The following is a 14,955-nucleotide window of genomic DNA, read 5'->3' as shown; positions in this document are numbered from 1 at the left end:
GGACGGACTTCGATGATTCTCGTAACCGGAGCGACCGGCAAGGTAGGCCGCCCACTCGTCGAACGACTCGTCAGCGACGGACACAAGGTGCGTGCGATGTCGCGCTCGGTGGACCGCACGGACGTTCCTGACGGAGTGGACGTGGTCGCGGCCGACATCCTCGACCTGGACGCCCTGGCAGATGCGGCCGACGGTGCCGACGCCACGTTCCTGCTGTGGCCGTTCTCCTCCCCCGAGCACGCTGCACGCTGGGCGCCGGGGGTGGTCTCGACGATCGCCGCACGCTCGCCTCGGGTCGTCCACCTGTCCGCGCAGGCGGCTGAGGGCAGACCGCAGTCGTTCTGGGCGATCGTCGAGCGCGAGGTCGAGGAGCGTGCGCGTGAGTGGACCCAGCTGCGACCGGTCGGCTTCGCCGGCAACACCCAGATGTGGGCCGACCAGATCCGTGCCGGTGACGTGGTGCGCTGGCCGTTCGGCGCGGCGAGACGCCCGCTCGTCGACGAGCGCGACATCGCCGACGTCGCGGCCGCCGCCCTCACCGGCGACGGCCACGCCGGTCAGCGGCACGTGATCAGTGGGCCCGAGCTCCTCCGGCAGGACGAGCAGGTGGCGCTGATCGGTCAGGCGCTGGGGCGGGCCCTGCGATGGCAGGACCTCGGTCGAGACGAGGCGCGCGAGCTGCTACGCACCGCGCTGGGAGGGTTCTCCTCGCCCGACGCCGTCCTCGACGGGTGGGAGTCGTTCATCGCAGATCCCGAGCCGGTCACCACCACTGTCACCGACATCACCGGTGCTCCCCCGCGCAGCTTCGCGACCTGGGCGCGCGACCACGCACACCTCTTCCGTTGATCTCCCGCGGCCCCGTCCGCGATGTGCGCAGTTCGTCAAGGTTCTCGGCACGGAGTTCGCATACCAACTGCACAAATCGGGCGCGCGGCGGGACGGGGACACCTAGGGCGTACGGGTGTGGTGCGGCGCTGACGGGGAACGGATGTCGAGGACCCACTCGACAGGAGGACCCATGACCCGTACGCATCCCCGGCTCGCCATCGTCACCGGCAGCGACTCCGGCATCGGCCAGGCCACGGCGCAGCTGCTCGCCAGCGAGGGCTTCGACGTCGGCCTCACCTGCCACCACGACACCGAGGGCGTCCGCGAGACCGCCAAGGAGATCGAGGCACGCGGGCAACGGGTGTACGTCGAGTCCTTCGACGCGGCGAACCCCGACGCGGGAGCGCTGGTCGACCGGCTCGTCGAACAGCTCGGAGGCCTCGGGGTGCTGGTCAACGTCGCCGGTACGGGTCACTCCGACAAGGTCGTCGACCTCCCTCTCGACACCTGGCGGCACGTGATCGCGACCGATCTCGACGGCCCGTTCCTCACCTCGCAGCGCGCGGCTCAGGTGATGATCGACGCAGGCCAGGGAGGCCGGATCATCAACGTGACCAGCGTCCACGAGCACCTCCCCCGAGCGGGCTCCGCGGCGTACTGTGCCGCCAAGGCTGGGCTCGGCATGTTCACGAAGGTGCTGGCCCTCGAGCTCGGCGAGCACGGCATCACCGTCAACGCCGTCGCCCCTGGCGAGATCGCCACCGAGATGACCGGCATGGACGAGTCCGAGGCGTACGACCAGGAGCGCCCGGGCAACCCCCTCGGACGACCCGGCCACGTCGCCGAGGTCGCCTCGGTGATCGGGTTCCTCGCCTCACCGCGGTCGGCGTACGTCACCGGCGCCTCGTTCACGGTCGACGGCGGCCTGAGCCTGATGGCGGCGCACGGTCACGACCAGGCCAACTCCGACTGGCGCGACGTCTGAGGGCCGCCGGTCGCCGCCGGTCGCGCTCAGTCGAGGTATCGCCGCGCCACCACGTCCTGCTGGTCCGCGGGCCGGCCGCGCTGCATCGACCAGGCCAGCCGCACCACGAGCCCGTGCGACCAGACGAGCGGCGTCGCGGCACGCGTGTTCTCCCCCAGCTGGCAGCAGGGTCTGCCCGTCGGTGGTCGGCCGTCCCACACCTGCTCGGAAATCATGTCGCTCTCGTTGGCGGCCGCCGCCACCGCGGCGAGGTACGACGACGCGTCGCGCCCGGCGGCCACCTCCTGCTCACCCCGCTCACCGGTGAGGAGCGGCCAGGCCCGGCCGAGCGTGGTGCCCGTGCCCGGCTCGGTGATCTCCCACTGGCGACCTTCGCGCGTCTCGCCGTACCCGTCGAAGCTGAACCGGCGCCAGAACGGACCGTTCGGCGTCTGCACCTTCAGCTCCTGGTCGACGACAGCGAGAGACGACGCGATCACCGGGTCGTTCGCGGGGAGGATCCCCCACCGGGTGAGGGCGAGGAAGCTCGGGTCGACCACCCGGCGCTGGTCGATGCTGACGGGTCCCCCGTCACCCATCTCGTACGGCGAAGCCGTGTCGGGGAGCCCGTTCTTGGTGAGCCGCAGGAAGTACGGACGCGTCGAGAGCGGGCCGTTTGTGGTGACGGTCCAGCCCTTGACCTGGGACGCCCACCGGTCGGCGAGGCGGAGCCAGCGGCCCGCGGACTCCTGGTCGCCGTTCCTGCGCGCGATGTCGGCGGCGCACACCAGGCCGGCGATCTGCGCGGCGATCGAGTTCGGCGAGTAGCCGGACTGGTTCTCCCAGCGCTCCTGCGGCGAGAACGGCGCGGGGCGCCCGGTCTCCTCGTCGCGGAAACGCTCGAGGAAGGTGGCCGCGCGCTTTACCCCCCGGTACGTCGCGCGGTCGGTCTTGCCGGTCAGCCGCGCGAGCACGATCGGCAGCGCCACCTCGTCGAGCTGGAGCTCAGACCACACCGGATCGCCTTCGACGTCGGAGTTCTGTGGGAAGGATCCGTCGGGCTCCTGCTGCACTCGGAACAGCCAGTCGACGATGCGTCGCGCCGCCGCCTTGTCCCCCATGGCCCACATCGCGCTGCCGAACTCGTACGAGTCGCGTGACCAGACGAGGTGGTAGGCGCCGGACGGCGAGGAGAGCTCGGGGATCTCGTCGCCCCACACCCACGGCGCGGACGGCGAGGCGACGACGGCACCGGGGTTGCGCTTGTCCTCGGCGGCGGCCAGCACGAGCGCGGAAGCGAGGTACTGCCGCCGGACCGGAGCCGCCGACGCGGGAACCCGCTTCAGCGAGGCGAGATAGCGGTGCCATCCGCGGTCGTACCGGCGCTGGATGCTGGACCACGCCGTACGGGCGCTCGCGGCGGCGGTCGCACGTGCTGCAGCCGGGCGTCGCCCGAACCCCAGGGTGAGCGTGGCGCGCTGTCGCCCCGGCAGACCAGTGACACGGCTGACGCGGGCGGTCTGGACGACGTTGCCGGGTCCGGCCGAGCGGTGGCGCCGGTCGAGGCGGTGGTCACGGCGCAGGTCACGCCACCCGTCGCTGGCACGACCGACGTACCCGTTGCTGCTCGCGCCGAGGCGCGGACGGGACCGCAGCGCGGTCGCGACCTGGCCGTCACTGGCGACCAGCGTCCGGCCGACCGTACGGGCACGGTCATCCATTCCGCCGTTGTTCAGGGCCGGGTCGTGCCGTACGAACAGGCGGTAGCGGCGCCCGTCCAGCGACTGCAGACGCACACGGACGACCAGGGCCGCGCGGCGCGCGTCGGTCGTCACCTGCTTGACGATGCGATAGCGACCGGCTCGCCCGCCGACCTGGCGGAACCGGAGGCTGCGTGCGTCAGGTCGCGTGGTGGCCGGACGCATGTCGACGGACTCGCGGTCGGTGAACCTCCTGCCGTCGGTGACGACGAGCTCGAGGCTCCGCACGCTCGGTGTCGACAGATCGGGATAGAAGACCTCGCCGACCCGGCCACGCTGGAGTGTGAACCACACGTTGCTGCGGCGAGCCCGAGCGGTGCCGAAGCCGGTCTTGTCGGCCTCGGTCCAGGTGCTCTTGGCGCCGGGGCTCCCGGGCGCGGGGCCGTCAGGTGCTGCGGCGGCCGGCGGAGCCGCGAGCAACGAGGCGCCGAGCAGCACCGCGGCCGTGGCGGCCAAGACTGCGGCGAGAGGACGTCGGGCGGGGCGGGGTGCGGGCATGGGGACCTCCAGAGCGCTGCGCTGCCCGTCTTGTTCCCTGTGACCTGCACCACAAACCCGGCGTGTTGACCTCAACGTTGCTTGAAGTCCTACGGTCGTCGAATGACGACACAGCAAACCGCAGACGCCGACGTGACCGCGCAACCGGTCGCCTACTGGACCGGGGTCGCCTACGAGTCGGTGATCGCGTTCATCCGCGCGAAGCAAGCCGCGCTCGGCTTCACCCAGCCGCAGTTCTGGCTGCTGCGCAACCTGTCGAAGAACGACATCTCCTCCGACGGCCACGGCATGACCGTCCCCGCCCTCCAGCAGGCCATGAGCTCCTACCTCAGAGTCGAGGACGACCTCGCTGCCGAAGCGGAGGTCATGCTGGACCGCGGATGGTTGACTCGCGATGCCGAGGGGAGGCTCTGGCTCACCGATGCGGGCGAGGAGGCTCGTGTCGCGTTCAAGCAGCACACCCCGGCGATCCGGGAGGCGATCCATCGCGGCATCGACGACGCCGACTATGCGACGACGGTGAAGGTCCTCCAGCAGATGATCCGGAACACGGCCGTCTGACGGCGCTCGTACGGCAGTCTGTTCCGCGACATCGTCATCGAGCTCTGAGGAGCACCCGCATGGAAACCGCCCCGATTGCCGCCTGGACCTTGCAGAACGAGATCCCGATCCCCGAGGACGTGAGGCCACTGCTGGTGCCGGGCGAGGAACCCGTCGCCGCCTTCAAGACCTTCCGCGACAGCGCCGTCTTCACGTCGAAACGCCTGATCGTGCGGGACGCACAAGGGCTGACCGGCAAGAAGGTCGAGATCTACTCGCTTCCGTACAACACGATCAACATGTGGTCGTCGGAGAACGCCGGCCGGCTCGACTGGAACTCGGAGATCGAGCTTTGGACGCGCGCCGGCCACATCAAGGTCAAGCTCAGCAAGGGCGCGGACGTCCGGCGGATCGACAGCCTGATCGCGTGGGCCGTGCTCGGCAACCACTGACACGGTCGCCCGACCGGCCTCAGCGCGCCAACCACCCGGCCACGAGTGCGCGGAAGGCCGCCGGGTCGTCGAAGAACGGGAAGTGGCCGGCGCCGTCCTGCACCGCGAGCTCTCCGCGCGGGAACAGGGCGGCGAGCTCCTTCAACGGGCCGACCGGATTGCCCACGTCCACGCTCCCAGCGAGGACGAGGACCGGGATGTCGAGCGCTGCCAGGGCGGACCGCGTGGCTTCGGGCTCGAAGGCCCCGTCGGCGCCGAACTCCTGGGCTGCCACCGGGTTGCGAGCCGCGTCCATCTCGGCGTCGTACGCGGCGGCCTCGTCGTCCCACCGCCCGTAGGTGAAGGGGGTGATCGCGGCCCAGTCCGCCTCGTCGGGAGCGCCGGACTGGATGCGGTCGAGCGCGGCCGCCGCGTCGGCGTACCAGGGCTCGGCCGCTCGCGAGCGCGCCACCTCGGACCGGGCTTCGTCGCTGATCTCGACGCCGACGGCCCGAGTGCTCGGAGTGATCAGCACGAGTCGCTCGACGCGGTCCGGATACTGCTCGGCGTATCGGTAGACGACGTTCGCCCCGGCCGAGTGGCCGAGCAGCGCGAGCGTGTCCAGGCCGAGGTGCAGCCGCAGCGCCTCGACGTCGTCGACCAGCCGGTCGCACCGGTACGTCGCGGGGTCGGCGGGCGCCTCGGACGCACCGGTCCCCCGGGGGTCGAGGAGCACCAGCTCCGCCTCGTCGCTGAGGCCGCCCAGGTCGCCGAGGTAGTCGGCGGGCAACGCCGGACCTCCCGGGACGCACACCAGCGGCGAGCCAGCACCGACTCGGCGATAGCCGAGGCGAGTTCCGTCGGGGGCAGTGATGTTCATGGGGATCCCTTCAGATGCCGGGTCCTGGGCGTGGGCTCATCGCAGAGATCGGACGACCGCGTCTGCGAGGTCGTGGGGCGTGCTGTTGAAGGCGATGGTCGCCTGAGAGGCGTGACGCCTGACCAGGTTGACGACCGTTTCGAAGAGCTCGAGCTGGTCCTCATCCTTGCGGAGACCACCGCCGACGACAACACAGTTCCAAGGGCGCGCTCGAAGCGCACTGCTGACGCGCGTGCGGATGTCGTCGCTGCCGTCCAGCCCCACCAGACATGCCTCGGCGTCATGACCGCGGGCGGCCAGGTCGGCCATGCCGCTCTCGATCGCCTCGGCGACCGGCTCCGGATCCCACGGTCCGGGAACCCGGAAGGGGTCGAGGCCGATCACCAGGACCTGCAGATGCGCCGCGGCGTCGCTCACACCGCCACGATAAGGCCGCGCCGGTGTCAGGCCTCGGCTACGACAACGGCGGGGCATCCACGGCGTCCGGCCCGCCGCCACGGCGTACGACCTCGGCGCGCGCCCGGTCGATACCGCCGTGCTCGAGTGCGGCGAGGTGGGACTCGCCTTCCCAGACACGCCGTCCCCGGCGACGCACCGTCACCTGCATGGTGGCGCCGAGATGCTCGATCGCACCCGGGACGTTGCGCCGCTGCGCGGGGAGGGGAACGGGAAGCACGTGCGCGCTCGCCAGACTGCCCGAGCCCTCGATCTCGAGCTGCCACTGGGCACTGCGCCCGCGCAGCGTCCAACGCTCGTCACTCACCTCCGCACGGACCGGCGACACGACCGGGTCGCCCAGCCGGACCAACCGGCCGTCGGGCAGGAGCACGACGACGGCGGTCACCGTGGTCCGGATCGGGCCGGCAGTCACCTCTCCGCCGGCGAAGGCGACGCACACCGACCGCTCGGCGAACCCTTGGGCCTGCCCCCACCACCAGGAGTCGGGGAACCCGCCCTTGCCCCAGTTCTTCTCGGCGTACACCGACCACCCGTCGAGGTCCCAGGTCTCCGTCCCGACGACGGCCTGGCCGTACGCAGACCCACCGAGAAGCCACGGGTGCCAGTACTGGTTGAGACCAGGCACGGCCTGGAACACACTCGATCCACCCACGCTCCGACGCGGCCACGGCACCGGGGTCGTGACCCTGACGTCGAGCCGCGCGTCCGGGCCGAGATCGACCCGCAGGCTGTCCGGTGTGCCGTGGAAGGCCTCTCCCGACAGCACTCCCAGCCCGTCCGCGGCGGCAGAGCCCGCCGGGTGCGCCGTGGTGCGGAGGAAGCCGCCCGGGTGAGCCGCGAGTCCCAGCGTCGACCACGTCCCGTCGGCGGCCTGGTTCACCCCGTCGAGCGCGATCACGACGCGACCCGACGCGGGGTCGGTGAACCGCCAGAAGTAGCCCTCCATCGCGACCCCGTGCGCGGGCAGCGGGTCGCCGAACGGTCGGTCGGCACCACTCGCGCGGTACGCCTGCCGGACTGACGAGACGGCGGTGCGCACCCAGGAAGTCATCCCCGCACTATGGCAGAGCACCGGAGCCCGAAGGCGCCGCGTCGGCGGCCCTGGCCGGACCACAGACGCGTGTCGAGCCACTATGTTGACGCCCGTGGCCTTCCAGCGCAGCGGTGTGACCGCGTTCAAGACCGTGATCGCTCTGGTGATCGCGTCGTCGTTGCTCACCATCGCTGCTGTCATGGCGATCGACCGCCTCAACATCTTTGACGGCTTCAACCCCTTCGGCTCCGAGACGGTCGATCGCTCGGGGCCGACGATGCTCGAACGGATCCGTACGCTCGAGGAGTTCACCGCGGCCGAGGGCAACTTCACCCAGGACGTGGACATCGAGAACGACACGAAGTTCGTCCCCGGCTTCGTCTCGGGCCAACGCGTCGTCGCCATCGTGACCGGCTCGGTGGGCGCCACCGTCGACTTCAGCCGCCTCGACGCGGACTCCGTCGCGGTCGAGGAGGACTCCAGCACGATCAGGATCACCCTCCCGCAACCGACGCTGAGCGGCGCCGAGATCGACGAGCAGTCGGTACGGATCGTCTCGCGCCAGCGGGGCGTCGCCGACCGCGTCGAGGACTTCTTCGCCGAGAACCCGACCGACGACAGTCCGGTCTTCCGGACCGCGAAGGCCCGGATCGACAAGGCAGCCGACGAGTCCGAGCTGGTCGACCGTGCGCGCGCGAACACCGAGCAGTGGCTCCGCACGTTCCTCGCAGCGGCAGGTTTTGAGACCGTGAGCATCACCTGGCAGTAGCGCCCGCAGCGGCTCGGCGGAGATGTACAAGAACTGTTGTCTAACAGCGACACCGAACTTAGCGTCGCGACATGACGTCCATCGAGACACTGCGCGCCGTGATGCAGCCGACCCGGCGACGGATGATCGAGTACCTCTATCTGCACGGGCCGTGCCAGGTGAGCACGCTGGCCCGCGCGCTCGACCAGCAGGTCGGAAGCATCAGCCACCACCTCCGGATGCTGGAGCGCGCCGGAGTCGTCTCCCAGGCGACGGAGCTGGCAACCGACGCCCGGACGAGCTGGTGGCGACTGGTGCAGAGCTCGATCTCCTGGTCGGTCGACGACTTCAACACCGACCCTGCTGCGCGGATGGAGGCGAAGGCCGCGGAGCGGGTCAACATCGACCACCAGCTCGCCAAGCTCGCAGCGTGGAAGCGGGCGTCTGACGGTGCGGGCGAAGAGTGGCGTCGTGCCGCGTTCAACAGCGGGTTGATCGCCTCCGCCACACCGCGGAGCTGGACGCGCTCCATCAGGCCCTCGTCCGGACCTGGCGCGAGTGGCGCGACGCGATCGACGTCGACGACGGCCACGATCGAGAGCCGGTCTTCGTCTTCACGCACGGCTTCCCCAGCGCGCCATGACGACGACGTCGACCGTGCCGCCCTTCGCCCGAGATCGGATGGTCCACGGGTGGTTCGTGGTCAAGGGTGTCTCGGACGCCGGCGACGCCGCATGGATCATCGCTCTCGCGTGGACGTCGGTGCAGCTCGCGAGTCCCGCTGTCGCCGGCCTGGTCGTTGCCGCCGGCACGCTCCCCCGGGCCGCCGCCCTCCTGGTCGGCGGGGCGGTCGCCGACCGCTTCGACGTACGCCGGATCCTCACCGTGACGACCGCGGCTCGGGTGCTCGTCCTCCTCGGCACCATCGCGGTCGCGGTCCTGGCAGGAGAGTCGATCGCCCTGCTCGCCGTCGCCGCGATCGGCTTCGGACTCTGCGACGCGATCTTCGAGCCGGCCGCCGTCACCCTCGGTCGTCACCTCGTGCGAGAGGACGACCTGTCCGCGTACGGAGGGGCGAGCCAGACCTCCGCACGTCTCGGCGCCATGACCGGCGCCGCGATTGGCGGTGGACTGGTCGCCTTCGGCGGGCTGACGGTCAGTGCCGCGCTCAACGCGATCACCTATCTCGGGGTTCTCGGCTATCTGGCGGTGGCGCTCCGCCTCCGGTTCCCCATGCCTCGGATGGATCCGGCCCCGATGCTGCGCGCGATCGGGGAGGGGTTCGGGCACCTGAGGACCACCCGGACGACGAGGACGCTCGTGATCACCCTCTCGGGCCTCAATCTCGCCGTCGGACCGGCGCTCGGGCTCGGTCTCGCCCTCCGCGTGCGCGACGCGGAGTGGGGCGCGGGGACGCTGGGCCTGCTCCAGGCCCTGGTCGCGTGTGGCGCACTCGTGGGCGGAGCCGTCATGATCCGCTGGCAACCCCACCGGCCCGCCCCACTGGCGTTCACGCTGCTCGTCGTGCAGGGGCTGGCGATCGTCCTCCTCGCGATGCCCACGGTCCTCGTCACGGCTACGTCGTGCGTGGTCATCGGTCTCACCGCGGGAGCCGCCTCGGCGCTGCTCTATGCCGTCTTCGTCCGGAGTGTCGCGCCCCAGTTCCTCGGTCGCCTCGGCTCCATCCAGCGCCTCGGCGACGACTGCCTCATGCCGGCGGCGATGGCCACCTTCGGCGCGGTGGCAGGTGGTGTGTCGCTCGCGGGCGCGTTCGGCATCTTCGGAGGAATGATGTCGGTCCTGATGGTCGTGGCGCTCACGCGATCGCGCGTGGCTGCTCCCGCCGCGACGCCGTGCCGGCCCCTCGCGACCGGCGCCACCACGGGCGCGAGACGAGAGCGGCGAGACCTGCGCCGACGCTGTTGAGCAGGATGTCGTCGACCGAGGCCACGCGCCCCAGCTGGACGACGTACTGCGTGACCTCGATCAGCAGCGAGCAGAAGGCCGCGACGACCATGACCCGCGGGACCGAGGCGAGTGCCCGGAACCTCACGGGGATCAGGAGGCCGAGCACCGCGAACACCAACAGGTTCCCGACGACCTGGTACGGCGGCATGGTGACGACGTCCCGGAGCGGCACCAGGCTCACCGTGCCGGTCTCAGCGGGGTTGCCCGGCTCCATGGTGAGCCAGACCCACGGTGCCGTCCCGTACACGATGCCGACCTCGGTGAGCGACACCCGCCACGCCGATCTCGTCGGGCTCCCTGCGCGACGGCGTACGCGTGCCAGCGCCCACGCGACCACTGCTGCCACCGGCAGAAGAGCCAGCATGACGAGGCCGATGCCGCCGTACCGGTCGATGATCACCGCTGCATCCTCGGGTCCTCGGTCGGGTCGGCGTAGGTCGGTGGGCAACCATGAGCCACGGCGTCGGTTCGCAGCTCATAGTGCCACGGCTCGTTGTCGTAGATCCGGCAGAGCCCGAAGGAGGCGCCGTGCTCGGCCAGCCATGCCGTGGCCGTCGACGGACCGATGTCGACAGCGTCCCCGGCCTCGTGCACCGAGGCCCCGGGCCGGGCGACCCACCGCCTGGCCTCCTCGTCCGAGCCGTACTTCTCCGCGGCCTCTCGGAAGAGCTGCTCCTGGTAGTCGGACGAGCGCCATCCACTGTTGACGGCGAGCTCGACACCGTCGTCGGCCGCATCGGTCGCCGCCCGGCGAAGCGCCGTACGGAGCCTTGGGTCGAGGTTCGTCACCGCAGGGATCTCGGCGAGGACGGACGCGCCCTCGGCGATCCTGCCGCTCGCGCCGACGGCACGGGTCTCCGCGGGAACGCCGGTCTGCGGGATGCCGAGAACGGTCACCCACAGCGCGGCGGTGGCGGCAGCCGCGGCGGCGACCGTGACCGTGAGGAGGATCGATCGGGTGCGGCGCGCTGCCGCTCGCGGTTCCTGGGGACGGGACATGCCGCCAGTCAAGGAAAGGGCGTGTTGTCAGGGCGTACGCAGATTTCGATACGGCGGCGATAGGTTCCCACTCCCTACCATCGGAGGATGCGCGTACTGGTCGTCGAGGACGAGCCGTTCCTGGCGGAGGCGGTCCGCGACGCCCTCCGGCTGGAGGCGATCGCCGCCGACATCGCGGGCGACGGTGACACCGCTCTGGAGCTGCTCAGCGTCAACGCCTACGACATCGCCGTGCTGGACCGTGACATCCCCGGCCCGTCCGGAGACGAGATCGCCCGGCGCATCGTCGACTCCGGGGCCGGGACACCGATCCTCATGCTCACCGCCGCCGACCGCCTCGACGACAAGGCGTCAGGGTTCGAGCTGGGTGTCGACGACTACCTCACCAAGCCGTTCGAGCTGAGGGAGCTGGTGCTGCGGTTGCGGGCGCTCGATCGTCGCCGCGCGCACAGCAGACCGCCCGTGCACGAGGTGGCCGGCCTGCGGCTGGACCCGTTCCGTCGTGAGGTCTATCGAGACGGCCGCTACGTCCCGCTCACCCGCAAGCAGTTCGCCGTCCTCGAGATCCTCGTCCTTGCCGAGGGTGGCGTCATCAGCGCGGAGCAGCTCCTCGAGCGGGCGTGGGACGAGAACGCGAACCCGTTCACCAACGCCGTACGCATCACCGTCTCCGGCCTCCGCAAGCGACTCGGGGAACCCGGGCTGATCGCCACGGTTCCCGGCGTCGGGTATCGCCTCGACACGCAGACGCACGTGGGGCGCGAGGGAGCACGCGGTGGCTAGGGCGCCGGGGATGAGCGTGCGGCTCAAGCTCACCCTCAGCTATGCCGGCTTCTTGATGGTCGCCGGTGCCCTGCTCCTCGCCACGGTCTGGGTGTTCCTCCTGCGCTATGTGCCCGACCATGCGAACCTCGGCCCCGGCCCCTTCACCCCCACACGTTCCGACCTGCTGGAAGCCTTCGCACCGAGAGCTGCTCAAGCACTGGCGGTCCTGCTCCTGGTCGGTCTCGCCGGAGGCTGGTTCCTTGCCGGTCGGATGCTCGCTCCACTGACCCGCATCACCCTTGCCACGCGTCGGGCGGCGACCGGCGAGCTCTCGCACCGGATCGACCTCGACGGTCGACACGACGAGTTCCGTGAGCTCGCCGACGCCTTCGACACCATGCTGGGACGACTCGAGGCGCACGTCGCCGAGCAGCAGCGGTTCGCGGCCAACGCCTCGCACGAGCTGCGTACGCCGCTGGCGGTGACGCAGACGCTCCTCGATCTCGCTCGGAAGGACCCGAGCCGCGACACGGGGGAGCTCGTGGAACGTCTCTCGGCAGTCAACACCCGGGCGATCGAGCTCACCCAAGCCCTGCTCCTGCTCAGCCGCACCGACCAGGGCTCCTTCACCCACGAGCCCGTCGACCTGTCGCTGGTGGCCGAAGAGGCCACCGAGACCCTGCTCCCGCTCGCGGAACGGCGCGGCGTCAGCATCCAGACCTCTGGTGACGTCGCGACGACCAGCGGCTCACCCGCGCTGCTGCTGCAGATGACCACCAACCTCATCCACAACGCGATCGTCCACAACCTCGCTGATCGCGGAAGCGTGCAGGTCACCACGAGCGTTCAGCCGACCAGCACGCTGCTCACCGTGGAGAACACCGGCGAGCAGCTCACCCCGCAGCTCGTCGCGACACTGGCCGAGCCGTTCCGGCGCGGCACCGATCGCATCCACGCCGACCACTCCGGGGTCGGCCTCGGCCTGGCGATCGTCCAGCACATCGCCCGCGCGCACGCTGGGACTCTGACCCTCGCCCCTCGGCCTGCCGGTGGGCTGTGCGTCACGGTCCGGCTGCCCCTCCTGCGGGGACAGCCTCACACGGACCGATAGCCGCAGACGCTCCCGTCAGTAGCCCAGCCCGTGCCCGAACGGGAACAGGTCGCCCGTGCCGTCCGCCCGCGGGATCGAGACCGGAAGCTTCCCGGTGGGTTCGAGCTCGCCGAACATGACGCGGACCAGTGAGTCCATCTGGTGCGCGGTGTACCCGTACGTGTCCAGCACGGTGGGCGCCGCGGGGAACGACGCGACGTCGTACGGGTTGCGGACCGCCACGGCTACGACCGGCGTCCCCGTCGCCAGCAGCGCCCGGACCAGCGCGGTCTGCGCCACCGCGGCCGCGGTCGGCTGGCCGGTGTCCGGGTTGAAGCCGTAGGCGTTGTTGGTCGTCACCACCACGAGGTCGGACGCTCGCGCTGCTGTCACGGCGTTGGCGATCGCGGCGGCCGTCGGTGTCGTCCCCGACTCCAGGACCTGGGGGGTCGCCCCCCGTGCTGCGACCGCGTTCGCGATCGTCTGTGTGGTCCCGACTCCCCACCCGGCGACGAGCACCCGACGAGGTCCGGCCGTGAGCGGCAGGAGCGCGTCGTCGTTCTTGACCAGGGTGGTCGTCCGGTCGGTGATGGCCTGGGCGTCGGCCACGTGCTCGGGGGCTCCGACGACGTGGGTGGCCGCCACCGGGTCGACGTAGGGGTCACCGAAGATCCCGCGGCGGTGCTTGTGCAGCAGGATGCGGTAGACCGACTCGTCGAGACGCTGCTTGCTGATCTCGCCGCTGCGGACGGCGTCGAGCACGGCGTTGTAGGCGGTGTCCATCTGCGGCGGCACGAGCAGCTGGTCGGCTCCCGCGAGGAAGGCGCGGACGGGCGCGACGTCCGGCGGGTAGGTCGCGGTGGCGCCCTGCATGTCCAGCGCGTCGGTGACGATGAGGCCCTCGAACCCGAGCTCCTCGCGCAGCAGACCGGTCAGGATCTTGTGCGACATGGTCGCCGGCACACCGGGGTCGATCGCCGGCAGGACGATGTGCGCCGTCATGATCGACTCGATCCCGGCGTCGATCGCGGCCCGGAACGGCGGGAGGTCGATCGCTTCCAGCTCGGCTCGGTCGTGCGTCACCTCGGGGAGACCGAAGTGGCTGTCCTTGGCGGTGTCGCCGTGCCCCGGGAAGTGCTTGGCGACGGCGGAGACCCCGCCGGCACGGTAGCCGCGGACCTGGGCGGCGACCAGACGCGAGACCAGCCCCGGGTCGGACCCGATCGACCGGATCCCGATGACCGGGTTGTTGGGGTTGACGTTGACGTCGGCGACGGGCGCGTAGTCCTGAGTGACCCCGACGGCATCGAGCTCGGTGCCGATGACCTCGGCCGAGCGTCGAGCATCTCGTGTCGACCGGCCTGCACCGAGCGCCATGTTGCCGGGCATCTGGGTCGCGGGAGGCCCGAAGCGGGCGACGAGTGCGCCGCCCTCCTGGTCGACCGAGATCTGCAGCGGGATGCGGGACGGCAGCGACAGCGCAGCCCGCTGGAGGCCGTTGGACAACGTCGCGACCTGCGCAGGGTCGCCGATGTTGTCATCGTTGTTGCGGAGCGTGTAGTAGATGACTCCCCCGGGCTGATACTTCGCCACGACCTCGGCCGGGGTGTCCACGCCGTACATCCGCCGGTTGATCGCCTTCGCTGCGTCGCTCGGCGCGTAGGCGTCGCGCCCGGCCACCTCGATGACGAAGAGCTGACCGACCTTCTGCTCGAGCGTCATGTGCCGCAGCTGCGAGATCACCTTGCCGCGGTACGGCGCGTCACCGGAGTGCCCCGGCCCGCTCGCCGTGGCCGCAGGTGGCCCGAACGCGGCGACCAGCGCCAGCGACAGCCCGATCGCCAGCAGCCGGAGCGGTGTCCGGACATGGCGAGTGGTGGATGTGGACCGAGCGGACATGTGAGCCTCCGGGTTCCCGACCTGTGACGAGGGTCACACGCACCCTAGACCCGCGCGAGGCGGGTTGGGAAGGCGAAAAACAGCGGCGCT

The 14,955-nt window shown here is 70.8% G+C and carries 16 protein-coding genes and 1 pseudogene; 9 read left to right on the top strand and 8 right to left on the bottom strand.

The window, feature by feature from the left end; translation table 11 throughout:
* The first annotated feature begins 12 nt into the window (after window positions 1-12).
* Both KV100_RS01115 and KV100_RS01110 read left to right on the top strand, forming a co-directional pair.
* Window positions 13-849 (top strand): SDR family oxidoreductase, encoded by an 837-nt coding sequence (locus KV100_RS01115; protein ID WP_220341075.1) that lies wholly within the window; start codon window positions 13-15, stop codon window positions 847-849.
* Between the two features lie 172 nt (window positions 850-1,021).
* Window positions 1,022-1,816: an SDR family oxidoreductase gene (locus tag KV100_RS01110; RefSeq protein WP_220341074.1), complete on the top strand. Its 795-nt coding sequence runs from the start codon at window positions 1,022-1,024 to the stop codon at window positions 1,814-1,816.
* Window positions 1,817-1,842: 26 nt separating this feature from the next.
* Here KV100_RS01110 and KV100_RS01105 read toward each other — a convergent pair whose 3' ends face one another.
* Entirely contained in the window at window positions 1,843-4,053 is a 2,211-nt protein-coding gene (locus KV100_RS01105; protein WP_220341073.1) for a glycoside hydrolase family 15 protein, read from the bottom strand.
* A gap of 102 nt (window positions 4,054-4,155) precedes the next feature.
* Here KV100_RS01105 and KV100_RS01100 point away from each other — a divergent pair, with 102 nt between their 5' ends.
* Both KV100_RS01100 and KV100_RS01095 read left to right on the top strand, forming a co-directional pair.
* Entirely contained in the window at window positions 4,156-4,614 is a 459-nt protein-coding gene (locus KV100_RS01100; protein WP_220341072.1) for a hypothetical protein, read from the top strand.
* Between the two features lie 59 nt (window positions 4,615-4,673).
* On the top strand, window positions 4,674-5,045 hold the full coding sequence (locus tag KV100_RS01095; RefSeq protein ID WP_220341071.1) for a PH domain-containing protein: 372 nt from the start codon (window positions 4,674-4,676) through the stop codon (window positions 5,043-5,045).
* Between the two features lie 19 nt (window positions 5,046-5,064).
* Here KV100_RS01095 and KV100_RS01090 read toward each other — a convergent pair whose 3' ends face one another.
* Genes KV100_RS01090 through KV100_RS01080 form a run of 3 tightly spaced genes read right to left on the bottom strand, consistent with a single transcriptional unit; the run spans window position 5,065 to window position 7,414 of the window.
* Window positions 5,065-5,904, bottom strand: coding sequence for an alpha/beta fold hydrolase (locus tag KV100_RS01090; RefSeq protein ID WP_220341070.1), 840 nt, complete (start codon window positions 5,902-5,904; stop codon window positions 5,065-5,067).
* A 36-nt stretch (window positions 5,905-5,940) separates the two neighbouring features.
* Window positions 5,941-6,321 carry a hypothetical protein gene (locus tag KV100_RS01085; protein ID WP_220341069.1) on the bottom strand — a complete coding sequence of 127 codons (381 nt, stop codon included), beginning with the start codon at window positions 6,319-6,321 and terminating at the stop codon, window positions 5,941-5,943.
* Between the two features lie 37 nt (window positions 6,322-6,358).
* Window positions 6,359-7,414: a tocopherol cyclase family protein gene (locus tag KV100_RS01080; protein ID WP_220341068.1), complete on the bottom strand. Its 1,056-nt coding sequence runs from the start codon at window positions 7,412-7,414 to the stop codon at window positions 6,359-6,361.
* 94 nt (window positions 7,415-7,508) lie between these two features.
* Between KV100_RS01080 and KV100_RS01075 the strand changes: the two genes are divergently transcribed.
* Together KV100_RS01075 and KV100_RS20305 are read left to right on the top strand one after the other, a co-directional pair.
* Entirely contained in the window at window positions 7,509-8,165 is a 657-nt protein-coding gene (locus KV100_RS01075) for a DUF4230 domain-containing protein (protein WP_220341067.1), read from the top strand.
* A gap of 71 nt (window positions 8,166-8,236) precedes the next feature.
* Window positions 8,237-8,350 (top strand): annotated as a pseudogene (locus tag KV100_RS20305) (hypothetical protein); the annotation flags it as partial.
* On the opposite strand, the gene KV100_RS19245 reads toward KV100_RS20305, so the two are convergent.
* A complete protein-coding gene (locus tag KV100_RS19245; RefSeq protein ID WP_255565884.1) occupies window positions 8,302-8,766 on the bottom strand; it encodes a hypothetical protein in 465 nt (154 codons plus the stop codon). The pseudogene KV100_RS20305 and the gene KV100_RS19245 overlap by 49 nt on opposite strands.
* A 17-nt stretch (window positions 8,767-8,783) precedes the next feature.
* Here KV100_RS19245 and KV100_RS01065 point away from each other — a divergent pair, with 17 nt between their 5' ends.
* Window positions 8,784-10,070: an MFS transporter gene (locus KV100_RS01065; protein WP_220341066.1), complete on the top strand. Its 1,287-nt coding sequence runs from the start codon at window positions 8,784-8,786 to the stop codon at window positions 10,068-10,070.
* Here the strand turns inward: KV100_RS01065 and KV100_RS01060 are convergent.
* Together KV100_RS01060 and KV100_RS01055 are read right to left on the bottom strand one after the other, a co-directional pair.
* Entirely contained in the window at window positions 9,961-10,512 is a 552-nt protein-coding gene (locus KV100_RS01060) for a VanZ family protein (RefSeq protein WP_301022291.1), read from the bottom strand. The genes KV100_RS01065 and KV100_RS01060 overlap by 110 nt on opposite strands.
* On the bottom strand, window positions 10,509-11,111 hold the full coding sequence (locus KV100_RS01055) for a M15 family metallopeptidase (RefSeq protein WP_220341065.1): 603 nt from the start codon (window positions 11,109-11,111) through the stop codon (window positions 10,509-10,511). The genes KV100_RS01060 and KV100_RS01055 overlap by 4 nt, the downstream gene beginning before the upstream one ends.
* An 87-nt stretch (window positions 11,112-11,198) precedes the next feature.
* Between KV100_RS01055 and KV100_RS01050 the strand changes: the two genes are divergently transcribed.
* Window positions 11,199-11,894, top strand: coding sequence for a response regulator transcription factor (locus tag KV100_RS01050; protein WP_220341064.1), 696 nt, complete (start codon window positions 11,199-11,201; stop codon window positions 11,892-11,894).
* A 10-nt stretch (window positions 11,895-11,904) separates the two neighbouring features.
* Window positions 11,905-12,987 (top strand): HAMP domain-containing sensor histidine kinase, encoded by a 1,083-nt coding sequence (locus KV100_RS01045; RefSeq protein WP_255565883.1) that lies wholly within the window; start codon window positions 11,905-11,907, stop codon window positions 12,985-12,987.
* 15 nt (window positions 12,988-13,002) lie between these two features.
* On the opposite strand, the gene KV100_RS01040 is transcribed toward KV100_RS01045, so the two are convergent.
* Window positions 13,003-14,865, bottom strand: coding sequence for a glycoside hydrolase family 3 protein (locus tag KV100_RS01040; protein ID WP_220341062.1), 1,863 nt, complete (start codon window positions 14,863-14,865; stop codon window positions 13,003-13,005).
* Window positions 14,866-14,955: the final 90 nt, after the last annotated feature.

Origin of the sequence: Mumia sp. zg.B21 (assembly GCF_019550855.1) — a bacterium.
Classification (GTDB): Bacteria; Actinomycetota; Actinomycetes; order Propionibacteriales; family Nocardioidaceae; genus Mumia.
This window is presented reverse-complemented; position numbering and strand designations above follow the sequence as displayed.